Consider the following 24,140-nt stretch of genomic DNA (forward strand, 5'->3'; position numbering starts at 1 on the left):
CGCGATGGTCGGGCAGCGCTGGTGCTCGAGCCGCGCTGGTCGAGGCGCCCCGGTGTTCGAGCCGCGCTGGTCGAGGCTCGCTGGTCGAGCCGGTCGAGACCCGGCGATCCGATCTCCGGAGGTTCGCCCGCGGCATCCGTCGCGATCGACGTCAGTAACTGAGGGGATTCTCGCGATGCGCCGCCCACCCCGGCGCCAACTCCGGCGTGTCCCGAAAATCTCCTCATTCACGTGACGACGGACTTGGGCTGGGCGCCCCTAGCGGATGCCCGCACCGGGCCCCGGAGCGCTGGCCTCTACTCCTCCACAATGTGGGTTTTGATCAGGTTATCCACAGGGCGCGGACGGACACAGTTCTGAGGCTCGGAATGTCAGTGGTCACCCGTAACGTGTGTCTCATGAAGCCTTCCGACAGTGAACAGCTAGAACACCTGGGTAGTCATTTCGATGCGATCCGGGAGACGCAGGCGGAGTCCGCCCGGGTCGACGCCCGCCGGGCCGAACAGGTCGATCAGGCCCGCCGGTTCGCCGAAGCCCTGGCCCGGAGCGCGGCCCAGGCAGCCAACGACAAGGCCAGGGAGGCACCCACGGCACTGACCAGTGTCGCGGTCGGGGTGCCCCGGGCCCGGTGGGACGCTGCCATGGTCGCCGAGAGGGAGTTCGTGTCCGAGCTGGCCTGCACGCTGCGGCTGCCGGTGCGGTCGACCGAGACCCTGATCGCCGAAAGCCGCACCCTGATGAATGAGCTGCCCGCCACCCGGGCCGCGCTGCAAGACGGGTCGATCACGTACCGGCACGCGCAGGCGATCATGGACCAGGCCTGGTCCCTCCCCACAGAGGCACTGGCCGGTTTCGAAGAGGCCCTGTTGAAATCCGCTCCGCACCTGACCGTGGCCAACCTGAGGTATAGGGCCCGGATCATGCGGGAACGACTGCACCCGGAGTCGATCACAGCCCGGCACCAGAAATCGGTGGCCGACCGCAAGGTGATTTTCGAGCCCGAGGCCGACGGGATGGCCTCGCTGCATTGGTTCGATTCGGCGGAGAAGGTGAAGGCCGGGTACGACCGGCTCACGGTGGTGGGGATGAGCCTGCAGGGCCCCGATGAGGGCCGAACGCTCACACAGTTGCGGGCGGACGTGTTCGACGACCTCATCCTCAACGGGGTCACCGCGACAGGGGTCGGCAAGGGAATCCGCGGCTCGGTGCACGTGACCGTGCCGGTGATGACGCTGCTCGGCCACTCCGAAGAACCCGGGCACCTCGAGGGATACGGGCCGATCGACCCGGACACCGCCCGCGAGATCGCGGCCCGAGCGCCCAGCTTCATCCGGATCCTGACCCACCCCGAGACTGAAGCGGTGCTCTCGGTCGGGCGCACCCGATATAAGGTGCCGAAAGAACTGCGACAATACCTGCAGGTGCGGGACGAGACCTGTCGGTACCCCGGGTGCCGCCGGGCCGCAACACAGTGCGAAATCGACCACACCCTCGACTGGCAGTTCGGCGGGCTGACGGAGCACGACAACCTCGCGCATCTGTGTCCGGCCGACCATGCGCTGAAGTCGGAGACCCGATGGACCTACGTGCACCTCCCGGACGGCACCCTGAAGTGGACCTCGCCGACCGGGCGCACGTTCATCAGCGAGCCGGCCACGATGATCCGTGCATCGAGGCGCACGCCGGCGAAGGCGGTAAAGCCGATGCGGCCGGGTGATTCGGGGGAACCGGCGCCGTTCTGAGCGCGTTGTGACGGCACGTCGGTGGGGTTTCGACGGGCTCGACCACCGGGTGGCTCAGCGGGTGGTGACGGTTCCGCCGAGGGACGCAACGGCGCGAACCAGCCGAGGGCCCGCGGCGAACCAGGCCACAAGCATCACGACCAGAGAGGCCGCGAAGATCCAGAAGCCGGTCCAGCCGTCGTCGCTCTGGGCGGCATACATATGGTTCAGGTTGCGGAGGGCGCCGGTGGCGAACACCAGCGTGACGTGGATCACGATGAAAGCGAGGAAGAAGACCATCACGCCCACGTGCACGGCCCTGGTCGGTCTCAGCGGGATCAGTGCGCCGAGTCGACGCGACGTGCAGAGCGGTGACAGACGGATGCCCGTGGCCAGGGCGAGCGGCGCGGCCACGAACACGATGCTGAAGTAGCTCAGGGTCTGAAGGGCGTTGTAGTTCACCCAGCCGTCGGTCACCGGCCAGTCCAGCGAGGCGTATTGGAGGGCGGCCGAGAGCGCGTTCGGGATGATGTCCCAGCTGACCGGGACGATGCGCACCCACTGGCCGGTGGCGAAGAGCAGCACGTAGAAGACGACTCCGTTGAGCACCCACAGGGCGTCGACCGTGAGGTGCAGCCAGACGTTGATGCCCATCCGGCGTGGGGCACGCCTGGTGCGGAGAAGGCCGGTGTTGCGCCGGGTCCAGAACATGCTCGGTCGCCCTGCCGAGCGGATCTGCCACCCTGACCGCACGATGAAGAGCAGGAAGAAGACGTTCAGGCCGTGCTGCCAGGCCAGCCATGCCGGGAAGCCGACGGGGGCCCAGACCGGCAGCGGCGAGGCACCCGGGAAGTCGACCAGGAACGCCTGCGTCGCGGGCAAGGCACGGATGCCCCGGGCAGCGAGCACGACGGCGGCCAGCAGGACGATCGCCAGTGGGATGGCCCACCAGAGCTTGGTCCAGGGGCCCAGCTTGGTCCAGGGGCTCCGGGCATACGGCATGGGTTGAGGCTTTCTAGTCAGTCGGAACACAGACGATGTCAGCGCCCGCTAATGAGCGGTCAGGCGAACCAGAGGGCGAGTTCGCGGTCGGCCGACTCGGGCGAGTCGGAGCCGTGCACGAGGTTTTGCTGCACCTTGGTGCCCCAGTCGCGACCGAAGTCACCACGGATGGTTCCGGGAGCGGCGGTGGTCGGATCGGTGGTGCCGGCCAGAGAGCGGAACCCCTCGATCACACGTTCGCCGGCGATGCGCAGCACGAAGATCGGCCCACTTTCCATGAACTCGACGAGAGGTTCGAAGAACGGCTTGCCCTGGTGCTCGGCATAGTGCTCGGCCAGGAGGGACCGGTCGGCCTGTACGAGCTTCGCGTCGACGAGGGAGTACCCCTTCTGCTCGATGCGGCGCAGGATCTCACCGGAGAGATTGCGGGCAACGCCATCCGGCTTGACCAATACAAGGGTTTCCTGGACCTGGGTGCTCATGATTTCTCTTTCTCGATGCTGTCGTTGTCGGGGAAGTTCTGGTTCTGGTTGTCGATCCGGGAGCCGGCGATCATGCAGTACGCCCACATGGCGGCGAACATGCCGCCGACGAAGAACATGGCCGGGTTGAGGAAGCCGGCGGCGACCATGATCAGCTGGAGGACCCAGCCTGCGACATAGGCCCATTCGAAACGGAGCAGGGCGAGCACGGCCACCATGGCCAGGCCCAGCGCTGCTCCCCCACCCAGGGCGAGCCAGGGTGGCAGCGCCTGCAGGCCGAAGATCACCAGGGCGGCGAGGGCCACCACGATGACCTCGAAGCCGAGCACGATGGTCGCGAGGGTGCGCTTGACCGAGCGCGGTGCGGGCGTCATTTCGCCAGCCATTCCCGGGCGTCGGCCAGGATGATGGCTTCGCCGACGAGGGTGATCGAACCGGTCACGATCACGGCCCGCTTCGGCGACTCGAGTGCCCAGTCCCGGGCGGAATCGATTGCCTGCGCGACGTCGTCGAACCGGATGGTGGTCTCCTCGCTGCCGACGCCGGCGACCAGGTCGGCGAGGTCGTCCACGCCGATCGCGCGCTCGGATTGCGACTGCGTGACATGGAACCGAACCACCTGGGGGGCCAGGGCGGCGATGATGCCGGTCGCGTCCTTGTCGGCGAGGATGCCCACCACGGCCACGATCTCGTCGAAGTCGAAGTAGTCGGCCAGCGCCGTGCTGAGGGCGGCGGCGCCGTGGGGATTGTGCGCGGCATCCACCAGCACGGTCGGTGCGATGCCGACCAACTGCAGGCGTCCGGGCGAGGTGACCTGCGCGAGGCCCTCCTCGACCAGGTCGTGGGAGAGCGCCGTGGTGCCGGCCCCGAGGAAGGACTCGACGGCGGCTATCGCGACGGCCGCGTTCTGGGCCTGGTGCGTGCCGTACAACGGCAGGAACAGGTCGGAGTAGATGCCGGCGAGGCCGCGCACCGAGATGAGCTGGCCGCCCACGGCCACCTGGCTGCTGAGCAGCGCGAATTCCTCGCCCTCACCGGCGAGGGTCGACTCGGTGAGCTCGACGGCGCGTTCGAGTTCCGCCTGCGCGGCCTCGTCCTGCCGGGCCGAGACCACAGCGGCGGACGGTTTGATGATGCCGGCTTTGGTGCGCGCGATCTCGGCGATGGTGTCGCCGAGACGCAGGGTGTGGTCGAGGGCGATGGGCGTGAACACGGCCACCTGACCGTCGGCGACGTTGGTGGAGTCCCACTCGCCGCCCATGCCGACCTCGATCACGGCGACGTCGACGGGGGCGTCGGCGAAGCAGGCGTAGGCCAGCACGGTGAGCGCCTCGAAGAAGGTGAGCGCATCGTCGCCGGCGGCGGCGAGCTCCGCGTCGACCATGGCCAGGAAGGGTTGGATGTCGGCCCAGTTCGCGGCCAGGGCCTCATCGGTGATCGACTCGCCGTCGATCACGATGCGCTCGTTCAGCCGCACCAGGTGCGGGCTGGTCATCAGCCCCGTGCGCAGCCCGTAGGCGCGCACGATGCTCTCGGTGATCCGGCTCGTGCTGGTCTTGCCGTTGGTGCCGGTGATGTGGATGACCGGGTACACCGTCTGCGGGTCACCCAGCAGCTCCAGCGCCCGACGGGTCGGGGCCAACCGCGGCTTCGGCGCCCCCTCGCCCACCCGGGAGAGGAGTGCGGCGAAGACGGCATCCCCGGCCTCGCGACCGGCATCGGCAGGCTGACGCGACTTCTTCGACTCGGGCTTCTTGGAGTCGGGCTTCTTCGACTCGGGCTTCTTCGACTCGGGCTTTTTGGACTCGGGCTTCTTCGACTCAGGCTTCTTCGACTCGGGCTTCTTGGAGTCTGGCTTCTTCGACTCGGGCTTCTTGGAGTCTGGCTTCTTCGACTCGGGCTTCTTCGATTCAGACATGGACGAGTCCGTTCTCTCGGGCGACGGCGACCAGCACGGTCCCTCGGTTGGCGTACTGACCACCCTGGAAGAGTACGTAGTGCTCCACCGGGGCGCCGACCAGGCTCTGCAGCCACTCGGAAGGCAGGCCGTGCGCGAGGCTGTCCTCCGACACCTCCGTGGCCAGATGGGTCGCGAACCGCAGGGTTAGGGTCTCCGCGGCGACGTCGGCGCCAGCCGCGAGGGCGAAGGTCTCGGCGTCCTCGGTGGAGTAGAAGACCAGATCCAGACGGATGCGGTCGCTCACCTCGAATCCGGCCGACTTGCGAGTGTCCTGCACGGCGCGGATCAGGTCACGGGCGAAGCCCTCCGCCTCGAGTTCGGGCGTGGTCTGCGTCTCGAGCAGCACGAAACCGCCGCCCGCCAGGAGGGCCAGGGCCGGGGCATCCGACGCCGCGTCGTCGACGACGGGGGAACCGTCGGCCGGGCCGGTCTGCAGCACGAGTTCGTACTCCCCTGCGACCAGCTCGATGCCGCCGGCGGTGACGACGTCGGCGGTCTCGCTCCAGTCGCCGGCGCGGGCGGCCTTGATGACCTGCTGCACCTGCTTGCCGAGGCGCGGGCCGGCGGCCCGGGCGTTCACGGTGAGCCGGGAGGTGATGCCGTAGGCGCTCGCGCTGTCGTCGGCCAGCTCGACCAGGCGCACGCTCTTGACGTTCAGCTCGTCGCGAAGGATGCCCTCGAACGGGGCCAGGGCCGCCGTGTCGACTGTGACCACGGTAAGGGTTGCCAGCGGCAGGCGCACGCGCAGACCGGCCTGCTTGCGCAGCGACAGCACGGTGGAGCTGATGGTGCGCACCTGGTCCATCGCCGTGACCAACACGGTGTCACCGGGGAACAGATCGGCGTCGGGCCAGTCGGTCAGGTGCACGCTGCGCCCACCGGTGAGGCCCTGCCAGATGCGCTCGGTGACGAGCGGGAGCATCGGGGCGGCCACCCGGGTCACGGTTTCGAGCACGGTGTAGAGCGTGTCGAAGGCCTCGTTCGCGGTGGTCGCGCCTGTCGAGCCCGAGCCCGAGCCGGAGCCCGAGACCGAGCTCCCGGCGCCGGCCCAGAACCGGTCTCGCGAGCGGCGCACGTACCAGTTGGTGAGCACGTCGGCGAAGTCCCGGAGCCGGGCGGTCGCCTGGGTGCTGTCGAGGGCCTCCAGATCGGCCGTGACCTCCACGATCAGGTCGCGGGTCTTGGCCAGCAGGTAGCGGTCGAGCACGTCGGTGGAGTCGGTGCGCCAGGTGGCGTCGTAGCCCTTCTCACCGGACGCGTTGGCGTAGAGCGAGAAGAAGTACCAGGTGCTCCAGAGCGGGAGCATGACTTGGCGGGCACCCTCGCGGATGCCCTCCTCGGTGACGATCAGGTTGCCGCCGCGCAGCACGGAGGAGCTCATCAGGAACCAGCGCATGGCATCCGAACCGTCCCGATCGAATACCTCGTTCACATCGGGGTAGTTGCGCAGCGACTTGGACATCTTCTGCCCGTCGTTGCCGAGCACGATGCCGTGGCTGACCACGTTCTTGAAGGCGGGGCGGTCGAACAGGGCGGTGGAGAGCGTGTGCAGCATGTAGAACCAGCCGCGGGTCTGCCCGATGTACTCCACGATGAAGTCGGCCGGGTTGTGGCTGTCGAACCAGTCGGCGTTCTCGAACGGGTAGTGCACCTGCGCGAACGGCATCGACCCGGAGTCGAACCAGACGTCGAGCACATCCGTGATCCGCCGCATGGTGGACTGGCCCGTGGGGTCGTCGGGGTTCGGGCGGGTGAGCGCGTCGATGTAGGGGCGGTGCAGGTCGGTGGGGCGCACGCCGAAGTCGGCCTCGAGCTCGTCGAGGGAGCCGTAGACGTCGATGCGCGGGTAATCGGGGTTGTCGCTCTTCCAGACCGGGATCGGCGAGCCCCAGTACCGGTTGCGGCTGATCGACCAGTCGCGGGCGTTGCCGATCCACTTGCCGAACTGGCCGTCCTTGACGTTCTCCGGCACCCAGTTGATCTCCTGGTTGAGGTCCACCAGTCGGCCACGGAAGTCGGTGACACGCACGAACCAGCTCGACACGGCCTTGTAGATCAGCGGGTTGCGGCAGCGCCAGCAGTGCGGGTAGGAGTGCTCGTAGCTGGCCTGTCGAAGCAGGCGGCCCTCGTTCTTGAGCAGCTGGGTGAGCGGCTTGTTCGCGTCGCTCCAGAGCTGGCCGGCGACCTCGGGCACGTCGGCGAGGAACTTGCCGCCCGCGTCGAGCGAGATGATCACCGGGATGCCGGCGGCCTCGCAGAGCTTCTGGTCCTCCTCACCGTAGGCGGGCGCCTGGTGCACGATGCCGGTGCCGTCGGCGGTGGTGACGTAGTCGGCCACGACGATCGTCCAGGCGTTCTGGGTACCCCAGACCGCGGTGTCGGCGTAGTAGTCGAAGAGGCGGTCGTAGCTGACGCCCTCGAGGGCGGTGCCGAGAACGGTGCGGGAGATCGCCGCGGTGGCGTCCGCCGCCGAGTCGTAGCCGAGGTCCTTGGCGTAGTTGCCGACCAGGTCGATCGCGATCAGGTATTCGGCGCCGAGAACCTCGGTGGAGGCGACGGATGCCGCGGCATCCGTCCCGGGAACGGACTCCCGCAGCACCGTCGCGTCCGGGGTGCCGTTCGGCCCGGCCGGCACGACGGCGTAGACGATCTCGGGGCCCACGGCGAGCGCCAGGTTCGTCGGGAGTGTCCAGGGGGTGGTCGTCCAGGCCAGGGCGCGCACGGCGGTCAGCCCCAGGGCTTCGGCCTTGGCGCCGACGAGCGGGAACGTGACCGTGACGGTCTGGTCCTGGCGCATCTTGTAGACGTCGTCGTCCATGCGCAGTTCGTGGTTGGACAGCGGCGTCTGGTCGCGCCAGCAGTACGGCAGCACCCGGTAGCCCTCATAGGCCAGACCCTTGTCGTGCAGCCGTTTGAAGGCCCAGATCACGGATTCCATGAAGGTGATGTCGAGCGTCTTGTAGTCGTTCTCGAAGTCGACCCAGCGCGCCTGGCGGGTGACGTACTCCTCCCAGACCTTGGTGTACTTGAGCACGGAGCTACGGGCGACGGCGTTGAAGGCGCCGATGCCCATCTTCTCGATCTCGCTCTTGTCGGTGATGCCCAGCTCGCGTTCGGCTTCCAGTTCGGCCGGTAGGCCGTGGGTGTCCCAGCCGAAGCGGCGGTGCACCTGCTTGCCACGCATGGTCTGGAACCGCGGGAACAGGTCCTTCGCGTATCCGGTCAGCAGGTGGCCGTAGTGGGGCAGGCCGTTGGCGAACGGCGGGCCGTCGTAGAAGACCCACTCGGGGGCATCCGCCCGGTTGTCGATCGACGCCTGGAAGGTGCCGTCGTTCTTCCAGAACGCGAGCACGTCGGTTTCGATCTGGGGGAAGTTCGGCGAGGGCACGATGCCGCCGGGCTGGGCGGGGGAACCGGACTGCTGGCCTTTGGGGTACGTCATGTCTCTCCTGGACGAGTCGGGCAGGCTCTGTCGTTCACAGATCTGCCCCTGTTCCACGAGGACGCCGACTCCGAACGGGATTCGCCGCGGTACCACCTCGCTTGTCTCTCGAAGCCGAAGCCCTGGGAAACCGCTTGTTCTAAGGCTGTGACGGGCCCGACCCGTTCGGTTCTACTGGGAACCGCCGCGAAGCGGTTGCCGTTCTTCCGAAGACTCACCGGTGATGGCCGGATCACAGTCATGCTGTTCGATTCTACCCTGCGTCCGGCCCCGGGCGTGCAGGGAGCGGTACCCCATGCAGACGGGCGCGATGGCCGCGCCCACGTAGGGTTCCAGCGCTCCGCGGGTGACCCCGGCACGCGCCCAGACCCCGGCGGCGGCGGCCGCGGCCCCGAGCACGGCCATCGCGAAGGCCCGGCTGGAGAGCTGGTCGGTCGAGCCGCCTCGCGCTCCGACGAAGCGGGTGACCAGGGTCACCTGGGCCATGAACCGGGACAGGGCGGATGCCTCCAGCTCGCCGGTCGTGCCCATCAGCTCGTACTGGGTGAGCGCCCAGGGCACCTGCCCCGGCCCGAACGCGGCAGAGACCTGCAGCAGCGCCCGCTCCACGGCATCCACGGCCTCCGCCGGCCCGGCTGCGGCGGCGCACTGGTCGAGGGCGGCCGGCAACGTCGCCAGGCCCGCGTCGACGTCGACCCAGAGCAGGTCACTCTTGGCCGTGAAGTAGTTGAAGAAGGTGGCCCGGCTGACGCCCGCGCGGCAGGTGATCTGAAAGATCGTGGTGCCCGCATACGTCTGCTCGAGGAAAAGCTCGGCGGACGCCTCCTCGAGCATCGCCCGCGAGGATCCGCGGGGCCGGCCGGCCCGCTTCGGTTCGGGATCAGGCATGCCGCTCCTGTGTTCTACGATGGGACAGGTCCATCTCGTTTGTGGACCGAGTCCAACAATTGCACACTCGGCCCATCGGGCGCCGCGGAAAGAGACCCACCATGCACACTTCGGGGCATACCCAGCGCGCATCGCGCACCCTGACCGGGCTGGTCGGCCTCGTCGCCACCGGCATCCTGCTCGCCGGCTGCGCCACTGCCGAGTCCCCTGAAGCCACCGAGCCCGTCTCCGGTGGCACGCTGACCTACGCGTCCGGCGACGCCGAGCCCACCTGCCTGGACCCGCACGTGGGCGGCAACTACCCGCAGGCCCTGGTCAGCACGCAGTACCTCGAGTCGCTCGTCTCCCGGGACGAGGACGGCACGATCATCCCCTGGCTGGCCGATTCGTGGACCGAGAGCGCCGACGGGCTGGCCTGGGACTTCACGCTCGCCGCCGACGTGAGCTTTACCGACGGCACCCCGCTCGACGCCGCCGCCGTGCAGGCGAACATCGCGCACATCCAGGACCCCGAGACGGGCTCGTCGACCGGCTACCTGGCCCTAGCTAAGGTCACCGGCACCGAGGCGGTCTCCACCAACGTCGTGCGCCTCGTGCTGAGCGAACCCGACAGCGCCCTGCTCGAATCACTCTCCCAGCCGTGGTTGGCGATCGAATCTCCCACCGCGTTGGCCCGCAGCCAGGACGAGAACTGCGCCGCTCCGGTCGGGACCGGTCCGTTCCAGGTCGAGAAGTGGGTGCAGCAGGAATCGATCACCCTGGTGCGGAACAAGAACTACAGCTCCCCGCCCGAGGATGCCGGGCACACAGGGCCGGCCTACCTCGACTCCATCGTCTGGCGCTTCATCCCCGACTCAGCTTCCCGCTACGCGGCCCTGCAGTCCGGCGACGCCGACGTGATCGACAACATTCAGCCCGACACCATCGTGCAGGCCGAGAAGAGCGACACCATTGTGCACCTCGACGCCCCGCGCCCGGGCGCCTCGAACCGGATCGAGCTGAACTCCGGCCGCGCACCGTTCGACGACCCGCTCGTGCGGGAGGCGTTCATCCGCTCGGCGAACGTCGACGACGCCGTCACGAGCCTGTTCCACGGCACGGCCGAACGCTCGTACTCCGCCCTCTCCAGCGCCGAACCGCTCGCCGTGTCAGGCCCCGACCTGTTCGACTACGACCCCGCGGCCGCCTCGGACCTGCTCGATTCCGCCGGCTGGACCGAGCGAGACTCGGACGGCTACCTGGTTAAGGACGGCGAGCGCCTCACGGTCGACTTCCCGGTGAGCACGAACCAGTCCATCCCGGCGGAGCAGTCCCTGTTCGAGCAGATCCAGGCCACCGCGAAAGAGACCGGCTTCGAGGTCGTGCTCAGCCCGATGGACCTCTCCAGCTGGTACACCGCGCTAGGCGAGAACGACTACGACGCCGTCAGCGCCCCGTACACGAAGGTCGGACCCGACGTTCTGCGCATCCTGTTCCACTCCGACGGCATCATCCCTGCACCCAGCGGCTACTTCGCCAATCACGCCCAGGTGAATGACCCGGCCATCGACGCCCTGCTCACCCAGGCCGGCCAGGTGACGGATGCCGAGGAACGCGCCGCCCTCTACGCCGACGCGCAGAACATGGTGCTCGAGGGCTTCTACATCCTGCCGCTCTTCGACCAGCAGAACCACTACCTGCTCGGCACCGACGTGGTGGGCGCGCGGGCGCTGCCGACCGTGTCGACGCCCACGTTCTACGATGCGTGGCTGAAGTAGGCCGCGCCGCGCCGGTCGTCCGGACGGCCCGGGTCGTCCTGGGCCGCCTGGGCGGCGCTGTCTTCGTACTCTGGATGGTGGCCACGCTGACCTTCTTCGCTATCCGCCTGATCCCCGGCGACCCGGCCGAGGCCATCCTGGGTGGCCCCGGCTCGCAGACCTCTCCGGAGGCGCTCGCCGCGGTCCGGGCGGAATACGGGCTCGACCAGCCCGTGTTCGTGCAGTACCTGGCGCAGCTGGCACGCCTGGCCACCGGGGACCTGGGCCGCTCGTACTCCCTGAACCAGGACGTCGCGCCGCTCCTGCTCGGCCAGCTCGGCGGCACCCTGTTGCTGGCCGTGCTCGCCCTCGCCGTGGCCTGGCTGCTCGCCCTCGGGCTGGCCACCTGGTCCACCCGCGGCGGGCGGTTCGCCTGGTACCTGGGGTCCGGGCTGGAGATCGTGGCCGCCGCGCTCCCCCACTTCTGGCTGGCGACGGTGCTGATCGTGCTGTTCAGCGTCTGGCTGGGCTGGCTGCCGCCGATCAGCACCTCCGGGGTGTCCGGGCTGGTGCTGCCGGTGCTGACCCTCGCCGTGCCTCTCGCCGGTTTCCTCGGCCAGATCATGCGGGAGTCGCTGCTCACGGCGCTGGAGTCCCCATTCGTGCTCTCCGCCCGCGCCCGCGGCGAGGGCGAACGCGGGGTGCGCTGGGTGCACGTCATCCGGCACGCGTCGCTGCCGGCGATCAGCCTCTCCGGCTGGGCCTTCGGCTCCCTGATCAGCGGGGCCGTGGTGGTCGAGACCATTTTCGCCCGGCCGGGCCTGGGGCGCACGCTGCTGACCGCGGTGACCGTGCGCGACGTCCCGGTCGTGGTCGGCGCGGTGCTGATCGTGGCCGTCGGGTACATCCTGATGACCCTGCTCACCGACCTGGCCCAGCGCATCGCCGACCCTCGGTTGCGGGCGCGATGAGCGACCTCGAGATCCAGGCCGGGCTGGGCCGGGCGCCGCGAGCGCCCAGGACTGCGCGTGCGTCCCGCCGGTTCGGCGTGGCCGAGGTTCTGGCCGGCCTGTTCGCCCTGTTCCTGGTCACGGCGGCGCTGTTCCCCACGCTCGTGGCCCCCGGCGACCCGCTCGGGATCGACCCGCTGTCGGCGTTCCAGACCCCCTCACCCGCACACTGGTTCGGCACCGACGAATCCGGCCGGGACATCTATACGCGGGTCAGCCACGGCACCGGCAGCTCCCTGCTGATCGGCACCCTCGCCACCCTGATCGGACTCGGCCTGGGACTCGTGCTCGGCACCCTGGCCGGCATGCTCGGCCCCGTCGTCGACTTCACCGTGAACCGGTTCCTCGAGGTGCTGTTCGCGTTTCCCGGGCTGCTGCTGGCCCTGCTCTTCATCCTGATCTTCGGGCCGGGCGTTGCCACGGCGACCGTCGCCGTGGGTCTGGCGACCGCGCCCGGCTATGCCCGCATCATCCGTGGCCAGCTGCTGTCCGTACGGTCCTCGGCCTTCGTCGAGGCGGCGACCGTGCTCGGGCGCAGCCCGGGGCAACTCCTGGTGCGGCACATCCTGCCCAACACCCTCGCTCCGCTGTTCGTGCTCGGCACGCTCGGCATCGGCCAGGCCATCGTCTGGGCGTCGGCGCTGAGCTACCTGGGCCTGGGCGCGGCGCCGCCCGCCGCGGAGTGGGGCGCGATGCTTTCCGCCGGGCGCACCTACATCGGGTCAGCCTGGTGGATGAGCTTCTTTCCCGGGCTCTTCATCGTGCTGACGGCGGTATCGGCCACGGCGCTCGGCCGCGGCATCGAGCGACGGATGAGGCACGCATGAGCGGCGAGCTGGGCGTGGGCCTGGGCGGCCTGGGCTCTCCCGAGGCCGCTGGCGTGACCGACGCGACGGCGGTGCGGGTGCGGAACCTCGTGGTGGGCTTCGGGCCGCAGGGTGACGCCGACCCGGTGCTGAACGGAGTCTCGTTCGAGGTGGCCCCCGGCGAATGCCTGGCCATCGTGGGCGAGTCCGGCTCGGGCAAGAGCGTCACCGCGCGCAGCCTGCTCGGCCTGGCCGGTGACACGGCCTGGGTGCGCGCCGACGAGCTGAGCCTCGCGGGCTCCGATGTGCGCGGGCTCTCCGAGCAGCACTGGCGCCGACGGCGCGGCCGCGACGTCGGTCTGGTGCTGCAGGATGCCCTCGTGTCGCTGGACCCGCTGCGCCCGGTGGGCCGGGAGATCGCCGACTCACTGAGGCTGCACACCCGCCTCGGCGCCGCAGCTCGGCACGCTCGGGTGCTCGAGGTGCTGCACCAGGTGGGTCTGCCCGACGCCGCCAACCAAATGCGGAAACGCTCCGGTGAGCTCTCCGGCGGCCAACGCCAACGGGCCCTGATCGCGGCCGCGATCGCGCTGGACCCGCCGTTGCTGATCGCCGACGAGCCCACGACGGCGCTCGACGTCACCGTGCAGGCGCAGATCCTCGAGCTGCTGGCGAGCCTGAAACGCGCCGGCACGGGCATCCTGCTGATCAGCCACGACCTGGCCGTCGTCGGCCGCATCGCCGACCGGATCGCCGTGCTGAGCGAGGGACACATCGTCGAGCAGGGACCGGCGCAGGAAGTGCTGACCCGGCCGGAGCATCCGGTCACCCGGCAGATGCTCGCCGCGATCCCGGTCGACAAGCCGCGCGGGCTGCGGTTGAGCCCGCGGGCCGCGGCTCCGGTGCCACCTGCGTCCACTTCGTCGGCCTTCGCCTCGCCTGCCCCGCCGGCCTTCGTTTCACCTGCCCCGCCTGCCCCGCCGGCCTTCGCCGACCATGCCGACCGCGCCGCTAACCGCGACATCGTGCTGGAGGCCGCCGGACTGGTCAAGCGCTTCACCCGGCCCGACGGGAGCGAGCAGCTTGCGGTCGACGGGGTATCGTTTCGGCTCGAGCGCGGCACGACGCTCGGCATCGTGGGCGAATCCGGCTCCGGCAAGACCACGACGGCCCGCCTCGTGCTGGCGCTGACCCGGCCCGACGCCGGCGAGGTGCGGGTGCTCGGGCAGCCGTTCAGCGCCGCCGCGGAGAAGCAGCGCCGGCTCCTGCGACCCCGGCTCGGTGCGGTCTACCAGGATGCGCTCAGCTCCTTCGATCCCCGGCTGAGCGTCGAGCAGGTGTTGCGGGACGCGGTCGGCGGCGCGGCCGGGCGCGGCCGGCGCGGCGGCGCACCCGGCTCTGGCGACACCTCCGGCTCTGGAGGCTCTGCACCGACTGCCGCGTCGACTACCGCCTCAACAACGGCTGCCGACCGGCTGCGCGTGCTGGAGCTGCTCGACGCGGTGGGTCTGCCGCCGGGGCTGCTGGGCCGCCGACCGCTCTCACTCTCCGGCGGGCAGCGGCAGCGGGTGAGCATCGCCCGAGCGCTGGCCTCCGACCCGCAGATCCTGATCTGCGACGAGCCCGTGTCCTCGCTCGACGTGACCGTGCAGGCCCAGGTACTCGACCTGCTCGACGATCTGCAGCGCGAACTGGGCCTCAGCCTGCTGTTCATCTCCCACGACCTCGGGGTGATCCAGCACGTGAGCGACCAGGTCGCCGTGATGCTGGATGGCCGCATCGTCGAGACCGGTGCCGCGGCCCGGGTCTTCGCCGCCCCGCAGCATCCGTACACGCAGGCCCTGCTCGGCGCGGTCCCCCGGCTCGGATTCTGACCCTGGGGTGACTCCGTCCCGAACGAATTCGACGGAGATTCTGCCCAAAACGTCCCGTTCGGGCCTGAAAACCGGCTCCCAGAGCAAAATCTCCGTCGAATTGGTGGGGCCATCGCCTGAATCGACCGCCCCCTGACGGGGGCTCCCCCTCCTAGTCGGCGTGCGGCACCATCGGCGGCTCGGCTTCGCCGCGCCACGCCTCGACGCCCTCCTTGATCGCGAACCCGGCGATCGCCAGGGCGGCCAGCGAGTCGGCCCAGGCCCAACCGAGGAGCGCGTTGGCTGCCAGCCCGAGCAGCATCGACCCCGACAGCCACGCGCAGAGCAGCAGCTGTCGGGCGTCGGCGATCACGCTGGCACTGCCGAGTTCGGCGCCGGTCCGGCGCTCCACGCCGGCCACCGCGGGCATGATCACCAGGCTCAGACAGGCGATGACAATCCCCAGCGGGCTGGGCGCGGCCTCGACAACGCCGGCGAAGCTCAGGCCGGCGGCCAGGATCACGTACCCGGCGAGGGCGAAGAACGCGATCGCGATGGCGCGGAGGGCCGGTTTCTGCCAGCGGTCCGGATCGCGACGGGAGAACTGCCACGCGATGACCGCGGCGGAGAGCACCTCGATCACGGAGTCCAGGCCGAAAGCGATCAAGGCCGTCGAGGATGCCGCGGCGCCCGCCACGACCGAGGCGACGGCCTCGAGCACGTTGTAGCCGATCGTGAAACCCACGATCCAGCGCACCGTACGGCGCAGCACCGTGCGACGGGCCTCGGACAGCGTACCCGGGTCATCCATGGCACCCCTTCCCGCTCCAATCCTGCCACTCACGGCGAGGCCCGGCCGGGCGCTGCAGGCCCGGCACCGAACGGGCGCTGCAGGCCCGGCGACGGCCGGAGTCGGTGGACGACGGGGCATCCGGTAAGTTGGGTGAGGCCCAATATTCAGGTACCTCACCACCGACACGGTGCCGCACAGATCGAATCGGAGAAACATGACCGCCGCCAGCGTTCCGGAAAAACCGGCCCTCGAGGGCCTCGAAACCAAGTGGGGCGACTCCTGGGAAGAGGCCCGCACCTACCGTTTCGACCGTGACTCGGCCACGCGGGAGCGCATCTTCTCCATCGACACCCCGCCGCCGACCGCCTCCGGCTCGCTGCACATCGGCCACGTCTTCTCCTACACGCACACGGATGTCATCGCCCGCTTCGAGCGGATGCGCGGCAAGAGCGTCTTCTACCCGATGGGCTGGGACGACAACGGCCTGCCCACCGAGCGACGCGTGCAGAACTACTACGGCGTGCGCTGCGACCCGTCGCTGCCCTACGTCGACGACTTCACCGCCCCGTTCGAGGGCGGCGACGGCAAGAGCACCAAGGCCGCCGACCAGCTGCCGATCAGCCGCCGCAACTTCATCGAGCTGTGCGAACGCCTTACCATCGAGGACGAGAAGCAGTTCGAGGCCGTCTGGCGCAGGCTGGGCCTCAGCGTCGACTGGACCCAGACCTACCGCACCATCGGCAACGATTCCCTGGTCACCTCCCAGTCCGCGTTCATCGGCAACGTCGAGCGCGGCGAGGCCTACCAGGCCATGGCCCCCACCCTCTGGGACGTCACCTTCCGCACCGCGGTCGCCCAGGCCGAGCTCGAAGACAAGGAGATGCCGGCGTCCTACCACCGGGTCGCCTTCGCCCAGCCCGACGGCGGTTCCATCGAGATCGAGACCACCCGCCCGGAGCTGCTGCCGGCCTGTGTGGCCCTCGTGGCGCATCCGGACGATGAGCGCTACAAGGCGCTGTTCGGCACGACCGTGCGCACCCCCCTCTTCGACGTGGAGGTGCCGATCCTGGCCCACCACCTCGCGCAGAAGGACAAGGGCAGCGGAATCGCCATGATCTGCACGTTCGGTGATGTGACCGACGTGATCTGGTGGCGTGAACTCGACCTGCCCAACCGCGCAATCATGGGCTTCGACGGCCGCATCATCGCCGAGGCGCCAGGCGCCATCACCAGCGCGGCGGGACAGGCCGCGTACGCGCAGCTGGCCGGCAAGACCGTCTTCTCCGCCAAAGCGGCCGTGGTCGACCTGCTCCGCACCAGCGGCGACATGATCGGCGAGCCCCGAGCGATCGTGCACCCGGTCAAGTTCTTCGAGAAAGGCGACAAACCGCTCGAGATCGTGTCGACCCGGCAGTGGTACATCCGCAACGGCGCACGAGACGAGAAACTACGCGCCCGCCTGATCACACACGGCACCGATCTGCAGTGGCACCCTGAGTTCATGCGCGTACGCTACGAGAACTGGGTCAACGGCCTCACCGGCGATTGGCTCGTCTCCCGCCAACGCTTCTTCGGCGTTCCACTGCCGATCTGGTACCCGCTGGATGCCGACGCGAACCCGCTCTTCGACCAGCCCATCGTCGCCACCCGCGACCTGCTCCCGGTCGACCCGTCCTCCGACACCGCCCCCGGCTACGCGGCCGAGCAGCGCGGCCAGGCGAACGGCTTCGTCGGCGAGGTCGACGTGATGGACACCTGGGCGACCTCCTCCCTGACCCCGCAGCTGGCGGGCGGCTGGGACCGGGACCCCGAACTGTTCGACCTCGTCTACCCCTACTCGCTGCGCCCGCAGGGCCAGGACATCATCCGCACCTGGCTGTTCTCCACCCTGCTGCGCGCCGAGCTGGAGCACGGCGTCTCGCCGTGGCAGCACGCGGCCCTGTCCGGCTTCATCGTCGACCCCGACCGCAAGAAGATGTCCAAGTCCAAGGGCAATGTGGTCACCCCGGCGGACATGCTCGAGCAGCACGGATCGGATGCCGTGCGCTACTGGGCCGCGTCGTCCCGCCTCGGCACCGACGCCGCCTTCGACCCCAAGAACCCGACCCAGATCAAAATCGGCCGTCGCCTGGCGATCAAGATCCTGAATGCGTCGAAGTTCATCCTGGCTTTCGACGGCGCCGCCGACGCGCCGGTGACCGAGTCGCTCGACCAGAGCATGCTCGCCCGGCTCAGCGTCGTCGTCGGCCAGGCCACCGCCGCCTTCGAGGGCTACGACCACGCCCGTGCGCTGGAACTCACCGAGAGTTTCTTCTGGACGTTCTGCGACGACTACCTCGAACTAGTCAAGGAGCGCGCCTACGGCGAGGCGGGCGCCGGACAAGCCTCGGCCGTCGCCGGCCTGCGCACCGCGCTGGCCACCCTGCTGCGACTCTTCGCCCCGTTCGTGCCGTTCGCGACCGAGGAGGCCTGGTCGTGGTCCAACGAGGAGTCGATCCATCGTGCCGCCTGGCCCGTGCAGAGCGAGCTCGGCGGAGGGCATGGCGGCAACGTCGCCCTGCTGGACCTGTCCAGCCGAGCGCTCACCGGCATCCGCCGCGCGAAGACCGATGCCAAGGCCTCCCAGAAATCAGCCGTAGTTTCTGCTGTAATTAGCGGTACCGCTGCAGAGATTGCCCTGCTCAGGCAGGCTGCGGCCGATCTGAGGGCCGTTGGTCGCATCTCGGAGTTGGTTTTTATTGAAGGCAGCGAATTGGCTGTCACTGACATCGTGCTCGCCACGGTGCCAGAGAACTAGGAGAACCGAATGTCAATCAAGGTACGCGCGCTCGGCGACAAGGACTTCTTCTCGTGGCTGGGACTCTTCGAGGGTTACAGCGAGTTCTACAAAAGCGAACTCACTGATCAGAAAGCGCTCCAGGTCTGGAGCTGGATCATCGACAAGAATGAGTCGCTGGCCGGCGCCGTCGCGGTCGACGACGACGGCCAGTTCGTCGGCTTCGCCCACTACCGCGAGGTTCCGAGCACCCTGACCGCCACCCGCGGCCTATTCCTGGATGACCTGTTCGTGTCGCCGGAGTCCCGCAGTGCTGGCGTCGGCCGGGCCCTGATCGAGTTCGCCAAAGAGTACGCCGCGCAGCACCGTCTCACCACCGTTCAGTGGCTGACCGCCGCCGACAACGAGTCCGCGCAGCGCCTGTACGACGATGTGGCCACCCGCACGGACTGGGTCACCTACGAGATCGAGCTGTAAATGAAGATGGGAACCCGCTGGCCGCTGGGTCACCCGGCGCCGGCCGGACTGCCCCACGTCGTGGAGATCGCCATCCGTGCGGTCGAGGAGGAGCTCACCGCGCTGGCGGAGGAGTCTAATGCCTGGCGGTGGACGCTGACCTGGCTCGAGGGCAGCCCCGTTCTCGAACTCGACGACGGCACGGTCATCCGGTACGACAAGGCTGAGGACAGCGCAACGATCACACAGCCGTCGATTGCGCTCGACGACGAGGACGACTGGATCTAGCCGCTCTCGGCCCGGGATCTCCGGGCGACGATCTCGCCGTGCGGCATGCCGAACCAGCCATCGGGATCGCCGGCCCACTGCAGCCAGGCGGCCTGCATCATCCGCAGGTCGGCGAGGTCGGCCGTGCCCACCTCGATGGCGTGCGCCGCGAAGTCGGACTCGATGACCCGCACGGCCCAAGACTGCCCCCACCACTCGCGTTCGACATCCGAGGCGAAGCACCAGATGGATGCCGAACTCGTCACGTCCGTGAACCCCGCCTGGTGCGCCCAGGCCTTGAGCGAGCGACCGGCGTCGGGGTCGCCGCCGTTCCAGTAGTGCACGTCGCGGACGGCACTCTCCCACATGTGCAGGCCCTGCAGCTTCGGGTGGTACATCACTCCCCCGGAATCGACGTCGCGGACGGCGAGGATCCCGCCCGGTTTCAGCACGCGCAAGAACTCCCGCAAGGCGGCCACGGGGTTGGCGAGGTGCTGGAGCACCTGATGCGCGTGCACGACGTCGAAGCTCGCGTCGCCGAACTCCAGCGCGTAGGCGTCCCCCACCCGGAACGCCACGTTCCGCACACCCTCGTCGAAGGCCAGTCCGGCCGCACGCCGCACGACCTGCTCCGACGCATCGATGCCGGTGACCCGCCCGGGATACAACCGACGGGCCAGGTCGACCGTGATCGTGCCCGGGCCGCAGCCCACGTCCAGCAGGGTCAGGCCGGCGTCCAGGTGCGGGATCAGGTAGGCCGCGGAGTTCGCCACCGTGCGCCAGGTGTGCGAGCGCAGCACGCTCTCGTGGTGCCCATGAGTGTACTGCTCCCGGGGTGCGGTCTCGGGGCGTGCCGGCTCGTCGATCATGAACCGATCCTAGGCGCGGCCGGGAACACTCCGACAGGTCAAATATGGCTGTGACAGGGTGAAGAAATGAACCCCTTCGCCAGCACCAGCACACTTCCGTTCGAGCTGCCCCCGTTCGCGCTGATTGCGGAGGAGCACTACCGGCCGGCGTTCCTGGACGGCATGGCCGAGCAACTCGCCGAGATCGCGGCGATCTGCGCGAGCACGGATGCCCCCACCTTCGACAACACCATGGTCCCACTCGAGCGCAGCGGGCAGCTGCTCACCCGGGTGGCCGAGGTGTTCTTCAACCGGAGTTCGTCAGACTCCGACGACTTCACCAACGCCCTCGCGGAGGAACTAGCCCCGCTCCTCGCGGCGCATGCGGACGCCATCCGTCTGGACCCGGCCCTTTTTCGTCGGATCGCCGCCCTGCACGAGCGGCGCGGCCTTCTGGACCTGGAATCGGAGGCACGCTACCTGGTCGAACGGTACTTCACCGAGTTCACCCTCGCGGGCGCCGGCCTCGCCGACGACGACAAGGCCCGGCTGCGCGACTACAACAAGAGACTCTCCACGGTCACCACCCGGTTCGAGAAGAACCTGCTCGCCGACACCAACGATCTCGCGCTGGTGCTCGACGACGCGAGCGAGCTGGACGGCCTCACCCCCGGCCAAACCTCCGCCGCGGCCGAGGCGGCCACGGAGCGCGGCCTGGACGGCCGGTACGTGATCACCCTGGTGCTGCCGACCTCGCACCCCTACCTGGCGCAGCTGACCAACCGGGGCGTGCGGGAGCGGCTGCTGGCGGCCTCGCGGGCCCGCGGAATCCGTGGCGGGCAGTTCGACAACCGTGACCTGGTGCTGGAGATCGCCCGGCTGCGTGCCGAGCGCGCCCGGCTGCTCGGATTCGACAGTCACGCGGCCGGCGTGACCGCGGACCAAACAGCGAAGACCCCGCAGGCGGTCGCCGATATGCTCGGGCGCCTCGCCCCGGCCGCGGCCCGGAACGCGCGCGCCGAGCAGGCAGACCTGCAGGCGCAGATCGATGCGGAGGGCGGGGGCTTCGAACTCGCCGCCTGGGACTGGGCCTTTTACACCGAGAAGGTGCGGCGGGCCCGCTACAACGTGGACACCGCGGCCATGCGCCCATACTTTGAGTTCGAACGGGTGCTGCAGGACGGCGTGTTCTACGCGGCCAACCTGCTCTACGGCGTCACTTTCACCGAACGCACGGACCTCGTCGCCTGGCACCCGGGGGCGCGCGTGTTCGAGGTCGCCGAGGCCGATGGCTCCCCCGTGGGCCTCTACATCATCGACGTCTACACCCGGGACTCCAAGCGGGGCGGCGCCTGGATGAACGCTCTCGGCTCCCAGTCCACGCTGCTCGGCACCCCGAGGATCGTCTGCAACAACCTGAACGTGCCCCGGCCGGCCGCGGGTGAGCCCACGCTGCTCAGCTTCGATGAGGTCGTCACCCTGTTTCACGAATTCGGGCACGCACTGCACGGCCTGTTCGCGCGGGTCACCTTCCCGAAGTTCGCCGGCACCAATGTGTACCGCGACTTCGTCGAGTTCCCCAGCCAGGTCAACGAGATGTGGATGCTGTGGCCCGAGGTCCTCGCGAACTACGCCCGGCACCACGCGACCGGTGACCCCATGCCCCAGGACCTCGTCGACCGAATCCAAGCCTCGTCCACCTTCAACGAGGGCTTCTCCACCAGCGAGTACCTCGCAGCGGCCCTGCTCGACCAGGCCTGGCACCGCATCGGCGCCGACGACGTGGTAACGGATGTCGCCGCGTTCGAGGCATCCGCCCTCGCCGCCGCGGGCCTCGACAACCCCGTCGTGCCGACCCGGTATGCCAGTACTTACTTCGCCCACACCTTCGCGGGCGGCTACGACGCCGGCTACTACTCCTACATCTGGAGCGAGGTGCTCGACGCGGACACCGGCGAGTGGTTCGCGGAGAACGGCGGGCTCACCCGGGCCAACGGCGACCGGTTCCGGTCCCGGCTGCTCGGCGTGGGCGGCAGCACCGAGCCGCTCGCGGCCTACCGCGACTTCCGTGGCCGCGACGCCTCGATGCAGCCGCTGCTCGACCGCCGCGGCCTGAACTAGCGCCTCCGCCGGACCCAGCGCCGCCCGGTCCCGAGCGGCACTCCAACGCCCCTGCCCTGAACCACATCGACGGAGATTTTACGGTTCGAGGCCGGTTTCGGGCCGATTTGCTCCCATTTTGGCAAAATCTCCGTCGAATTCGTCAGGGACACCCGACGGGCTGTGAGCGAGACCGGCCGGAGGGCATCCCGCCGAGCCAGAGCATCACCACACCGCCGACGGTGATGGCCCGCCCCAGCGCCGGCCAGAGTCCAGAGTCCAGAGTCCAGAGTCCAGAGTCCAGAGAGCACGATCAGAGCACCGCAGACCAGGAATGCGCCGGCGGCGGCGCCGAAGTCGCCCATGGTCTGCCCGGCGGCCACGAGAAGCGCCGCCCCGGGGGGTGGACCAGGCGAAGGAGATCGGCATCTTGAAATACCACGGCAGCATCACACAGGTGATGCCCACCAGCAGGCAGAGCGCCAGCAGGCCGGATGCCGCCTGATCGTCGGTCGCGCCCACGGCCTGTAGTCCGGCGATGACGAGCACGAAAGAACTGGCAAATCCGGTGATGGCCGCCACGATGCCGGCGAAGACGGGCTGTTACCCGGCAACCCTCCGGGCTCAGGGCAGTCGCGTGCCGAAGCGGGGTGAGGCTGGCGCTCTACCTAGGCGGACTTGTCGACGCGCCGGGGCTTGTGCAGCTCGATGGTGGGCTCGGCGTTGTCCAGCACGGCAGCGCGGGTGACCACGACGCGCGCCACCTCGGAGCTTGACGGCACCTCGAACATGATCGGTCCGAGCACCTCTTCCATGATCGCTCTCAAGCCGCGGGCGCCCGTTTTGCGCAGCACGGCCAGGTCGGCGATGGCCTCGAGGGCGGGCTGCTCGAATTCGAGCTCGACGCCGTCGAGTTCGAACATGCGCTGGTACTGGCGCACGAGCGCGTTCTTCGGCACGGTCAGGATCTGCATCAAGGCCACCTGGTCGAGCTGGGTGACCGTGGTGACCACGGGGAGCCGGCCGATGAATTCGGGGATCAGCCCGAACTTGTGCAGGTCTTCGGGGAGCACCTCGCTGAACAGGTTGACGTCGTCGCCCTTGCTGTGCAGCGGAGCGCCGAACCCGATGCCCTTCTTGCCGGCCCGGGTCGAGATGATGTCGTCGAGGCCCGCGAACGCGCCGGCCACGATGAACAGCACATTGGTTGTGTCGATCTGGATGAATTCCTGGTGCGGATGCTTGCGCCCGCCCTGCGGCGGGACCGAGGCCACGGTGCCCTCGAGGATCTTCAGCAGGGCCTGCTGCACACCCTCGCCGGACACGTCGCGGGTGATCGACGGGTTCTCGGCCTTGCGAGCGATCTTGTCGATCTCGTCGATGTAGATGATGCCGGTCTCGGCGCGCTTGACGTCGTAGTCGGCGGCCTGGATCAGCTTGAGGAGAATGTTCTCCACGTCTTCACCGACGTAGCCGGCCTCGGTGAGGGCCGTCGCATCCGCCACGGCGAAGGGAACGTTGAGGCGTTTCGCGAGTGTCTGGGCGAGGTAGGTCTTCCCGCAGCCGGTGGGGCCGATCAATAGGATGTTGGACTTCGCGATTTCCACGTCGTCGTGGATGGCGTCGGCGGCGGTGAGGGTTGCGCGGGAGCGCACCCGCTTGTAGTGGTTGTAGACGGCGACGGCGAGGGCGCGCTTGGCGGCTTCCTGCCCGATGACGTACTCCTCGAGGAAGCCGAAGATCTCCTTCGGCTTGGGCAGTTCGAATTCGCCGGCACCGTCTTCAGCGGTGGCCTCGGCCAGACGCTCTTCGATGATCTCGTTGCACAGTTCGACGCACTCGTCGCAGATGTACACGCCGGGACCCGCAATGAGCTGCTGCACCTGCTTCTGGCTCTTTCCGCAGAAAGAACACTTCAACAGGTCGGCGCTTTCGCCTATTCGGGCCATCCGTCAGCCTCCTCCATTGACAACTGCATCGAGCCTAGCCTGTGCCTGTGC

Annotated in this window: 19 protein-coding genes; 9 read left to right on the forward strand and 10 right to left on the reverse strand. The window is 68.8% G+C overall.

All coding sequences use genetic code 11. The features are described from left to right. Nucleotides 1-398: 398 nt before the first annotated feature. A complete protein-coding gene (locus E3T28_RS10235; protein WP_166786989.1) occupies nt 399-1,742 on the forward strand; it encodes an HNH endonuclease signature motif containing protein in 1,344 nt (447 codons plus the stop codon). A 54-nt stretch (nt 1,743-1,796) separates the two neighbouring features. Here the strand turns inward: E3T28_RS10235 and E3T28_RS10240 are convergent, their stop codons facing one another. The 6 genes from E3T28_RS10240 to E3T28_RS10265 form a co-directional block, all read right to left on the reverse strand. Beyond that, complete coding sequence (locus tag E3T28_RS10240) at nt 1,797-2,723, reverse strand: cytochrome b/b6 domain-containing protein (protein WP_134430563.1); 927 nt, start codon at nt 2,721-2,723, stop codon at nt 1,797-1,799. A gap of 59 nt (nt 2,724-2,782) precedes the next feature. Continuing rightward, a complete protein-coding gene (ndk, locus tag E3T28_RS10245) occupies nt 2,783-3,205 on the reverse strand; it encodes a nucleoside-diphosphate kinase (RefSeq protein WP_134430565.1) in 423 nt (140 codons plus the stop codon). Continuing rightward, a complete protein-coding gene (locus E3T28_RS10250) occupies nt 3,202-3,579 on the reverse strand; it encodes a DUF4233 domain-containing protein (protein ID WP_166786990.1) in 378 nt (125 codons plus the stop codon). Before E3T28_RS10250 ends, ndk begins: the two co-directional genes overlap by 4 nt. Beyond that, complete coding sequence (locus tag E3T28_RS10255) at nt 3,576-5,123, reverse strand: bifunctional folylpolyglutamate synthase/dihydrofolate synthase (RefSeq protein WP_134430569.1); 1,548 nt, start codon at nt 5,121-5,123, stop codon at nt 3,576-3,578. Before E3T28_RS10255 ends, E3T28_RS10250 begins: the two co-directional genes overlap by 4 nt. Next, a complete protein-coding gene (gene ileS / locus E3T28_RS10260) occupies nt 5,116-8,607 on the reverse strand; it encodes an isoleucine--tRNA ligase (protein WP_134430572.1) in 3,492 nt (1,163 codons plus the stop codon). The genes E3T28_RS10255 and ileS overlap by 8 nt, the downstream gene beginning before the upstream one ends. Before the next feature lie 171 nt (nt 8,608-8,778). Continuing rightward, nucleotides 8,779-9,495 carry a TetR/AcrR family transcriptional regulator gene (locus tag E3T28_RS10265; protein ID WP_134430574.1) on the reverse strand — a complete coding sequence of 239 codons (717 nt, stop codon included), beginning with the start codon at nt 9,493-9,495 and terminating at the stop codon, nt 8,779-8,781. Between the two features lie 101 nt (nt 9,496-9,596). Here E3T28_RS10265 and E3T28_RS10270 point away from each other — a divergent pair, with 101 nt between their 5' ends. The 4 genes from E3T28_RS10270 to E3T28_RS10285 are packed head-to-tail and all read left to right on the forward strand — an operon-like array spanning nt 9,597 to nt 14,921. Beyond that, nucleotides 9,597-11,252, forward strand: coding sequence for an ABC transporter substrate-binding protein (locus tag E3T28_RS10270; protein WP_134430578.1), 1,656 nt, complete (start codon nt 9,597-9,599; stop codon nt 11,250-11,252). Continuing rightward, on the forward strand, nt 11,240-12,202 hold the full coding sequence (locus tag E3T28_RS10275) for an ABC transporter permease (protein ID WP_255575634.1): 963 nt from the start codon (nt 11,240-11,242) through the stop codon (nt 12,200-12,202). Before E3T28_RS10270 ends, E3T28_RS10275 begins: the two co-directional genes overlap by 13 nt. Next, entirely contained in the window at nt 12,199-13,068 is an 870-nt protein-coding gene (locus E3T28_RS10280) for an ABC transporter permease (RefSeq protein WP_134399160.1), read from the forward strand. Before E3T28_RS10275 ends, E3T28_RS10280 begins: the two co-directional genes overlap by 4 nt. Beyond that, nucleotides 13,065-14,921: a dipeptide ABC transporter ATP-binding protein gene (locus E3T28_RS10285; protein ID WP_134430581.1), complete on the forward strand. Its 1,857-nt coding sequence runs from the start codon at nt 13,065-13,067 to the stop codon at nt 14,919-14,921. The genes E3T28_RS10280 and E3T28_RS10285 overlap by 4 nt, the downstream gene beginning before the upstream one ends. Nucleotides 14,922-15,072: 151 nt before the next feature. Here the strand turns inward: E3T28_RS10285 and E3T28_RS10290 are convergent, their stop codons facing one another. Next, nucleotides 15,073-15,711: a cation efflux transmembrane domain-containing protein gene (locus tag E3T28_RS10290; RefSeq protein WP_134430584.1), complete on the reverse strand. Its 639-nt coding sequence runs from the start codon at nt 15,709-15,711 to the stop codon at nt 15,073-15,075. 196 nt (nt 15,712-15,907) lie between these two features. Here E3T28_RS10290 and valS point away from each other — a divergent pair, with 196 nt between their 5' ends. Genes valS through E3T28_RS10305 form a run of 3 tightly spaced genes read left to right on the forward strand, consistent with a single transcriptional unit; the run spans nt 15,908 to nt 19,213 of the window. Next, nucleotides 15,908-18,490 carry a valine--tRNA ligase gene (valS, locus tag E3T28_RS10295; protein ID WP_134430587.1) on the forward strand — a complete coding sequence of 861 codons (2,583 nt, stop codon included), beginning with the start codon at nt 15,908-15,910 and terminating at the stop codon, nt 18,488-18,490. Between the two features lie 9 nt (nt 18,491-18,499). Beyond that, on the forward strand, nt 18,500-18,946 hold the full coding sequence (locus E3T28_RS10300) for a GNAT family N-acetyltransferase (protein WP_134430590.1): 447 nt from the start codon (nt 18,500-18,502) through the stop codon (nt 18,944-18,946). Next, complete coding sequence (locus tag E3T28_RS10305) at nt 18,947-19,213, forward strand: hypothetical protein (RefSeq protein WP_134430592.1); 267 nt, start codon at nt 18,947-18,949, stop codon at nt 19,211-19,213. It begins immediately after the preceding gene. On the opposite strand, the gene E3T28_RS10310 is transcribed toward E3T28_RS10305, so the two are convergent. After that, complete coding sequence (locus tag E3T28_RS10310) at nt 19,210-20,061, reverse strand: class I SAM-dependent methyltransferase (RefSeq protein WP_134430595.1); 852 nt, start codon at nt 20,059-20,061, stop codon at nt 19,210-19,212. The genes E3T28_RS10305 and E3T28_RS10310 overlap by 4 nt on opposite strands. Before the next feature lie 66 nt (nt 20,062-20,127). Between E3T28_RS10310 and E3T28_RS10315 the strand changes: the two genes are divergently transcribed. Then, nucleotides 20,128-22,161, forward strand: coding sequence for a M3 family metallopeptidase (locus tag E3T28_RS10315; RefSeq protein WP_134430598.1), 2,034 nt, complete (start codon nt 20,128-20,130; stop codon nt 22,159-22,161). A gap of 204 nt (nt 22,162-22,365) precedes the next feature. Here E3T28_RS10315 and E3T28_RS17765 read toward each other — a convergent pair whose 3' ends face one another. Both E3T28_RS17765 and clpX read right to left on the reverse strand, forming a co-directional pair. Then, nucleotides 22,366-22,725 (reverse strand): benzoate/H(+) symporter BenE family transporter, encoded by a 360-nt coding sequence (locus tag E3T28_RS17765; RefSeq protein ID WP_134430632.1) that lies wholly within the window; start codon nt 22,723-22,725, stop codon nt 22,366-22,368. Nucleotides 22,726-22,808: 83 nt separating this feature from the next. Continuing rightward, a complete protein-coding gene (gene clpX / locus E3T28_RS10325; RefSeq protein ID WP_134430600.1) occupies nt 22,809-24,089 on the reverse strand; it encodes an ATP-dependent Clp protease ATP-binding subunit ClpX in 1,281 nt (426 codons plus the stop codon). Nucleotides 24,090-24,140 lie beyond the last annotated feature (51 nt).

The organism is Cryobacterium sinapicolor (genome assembly GCF_004403465.1).
GTDB lineage: Bacteria > Actinomycetota > Actinomycetes > Actinomycetales > Microbacteriaceae > Cryobacterium > Cryobacterium sinapicolor.

What these genes read in the sequence shown, in the direction of transcription:
- E3T28_RS10310 (WP_134430595.1), bottom strand. Translation starts at nt 20,061, where the DNA reads ATGATCGACGAGCCGGCACGCCCCGAGACCGCACCCCGGGAGCAGTAC.
- E3T28_RS10235 (WP_166786989.1), top strand. Translation starts at nt 399, where the DNA reads ATGAAGCCTTCCGACAGTGAACAGCTAGAACACCTGGGTAGTCATTTC.
- E3T28_RS10250 (WP_166786990.1), bottom strand. Translation starts at nt 3,579, where the DNA reads ATGACGCCCGCACCGCGCTCGGTCAAGCGCACCCTCGCGACCATCGTG.
- E3T28_RS10270 (WP_134430578.1), top strand. Translation starts at nt 9,597, where the DNA reads ATGCACACTTCGGGGCATACCCAGCGCGCATCGCGCACCCTGACCGGG.
- E3T28_RS10315 (WP_134430598.1), top strand. Translation starts at nt 20,128, where the DNA reads ATGAACCCCTTCGCCAGCACCAGCACACTTCCGTTCGAGCTGCCCCCG.
- ileS (WP_134430572.1), bottom strand. Translation starts at nt 8,607, where the DNA reads ATGACGTACCCCAAAGGCCAGCAGTCCGGTTCCCCCGCCCAGCCCGGC.
- E3T28_RS10290 (WP_134430584.1), bottom strand. Translation starts at nt 15,711, where the DNA reads ATGGATGACCCGGGTACGCTGTCCGAGGCCCGTCGCACGGTGCTGCGC.
- E3T28_RS10305 (WP_134430592.1), top strand. Translation starts at nt 18,947, where the DNA reads ATGAAGATGGGAACCCGCTGGCCGCTGGGTCACCCGGCGCCGGCCGGA.
- ndk (WP_134430565.1), bottom strand. Translation starts at nt 3,205, where the DNA reads ATGAGCACCCAGGTCCAGGAAACCCTTGTATTGGTCAAGCCGGATGGC.
- E3T28_RS10285 (WP_134430581.1), top strand. Translation starts at nt 13,065, where the DNA reads ATGAGCGGCGAGCTGGGCGTGGGCCTGGGCGGCCTGGGCTCTCCCGAG.
- E3T28_RS10280 (WP_134399160.1), top strand. Translation starts at nt 12,199, where the DNA reads ATGAGCGACCTCGAGATCCAGGCCGGGCTGGGCCGGGCGCCGCGAGCG.
- E3T28_RS10255 (WP_134430569.1), bottom strand. Translation starts at nt 5,123, where the DNA reads ATGTCTGAATCGAAGAAGCCCGAGTCGAAGAAGCCAGACTCCAAGAAG.
- E3T28_RS10240 (WP_134430563.1), bottom strand. Translation starts at nt 2,723, where the DNA reads ATGCCGTATGCCCGGAGCCCCTGGACCAAGCTGGGCCCCTGGACCAAG.
- clpX (WP_134430600.1), bottom strand. Translation starts at nt 24,089, where the DNA reads ATGGCCCGAATAGGCGAAAGCGCCGACCTGTTGAAGTGTTCTTTCTGC.
- E3T28_RS10265 (WP_134430574.1), bottom strand. Translation starts at nt 9,495, where the DNA reads ATGCCTGATCCCGAACCGAAGCGGGCCGGCCGGCCCCGCGGATCCTCG.
- valS (WP_134430587.1), top strand. Translation starts at nt 15,908, where the DNA reads ATGACCGCCGCCAGCGTTCCGGAAAAACCGGCCCTCGAGGGCCTCGAA.
- E3T28_RS10300 (WP_134430590.1), top strand. Translation starts at nt 18,500, where the DNA reads ATGTCAATCAAGGTACGCGCGCTCGGCGACAAGGACTTCTTCTCGTGG.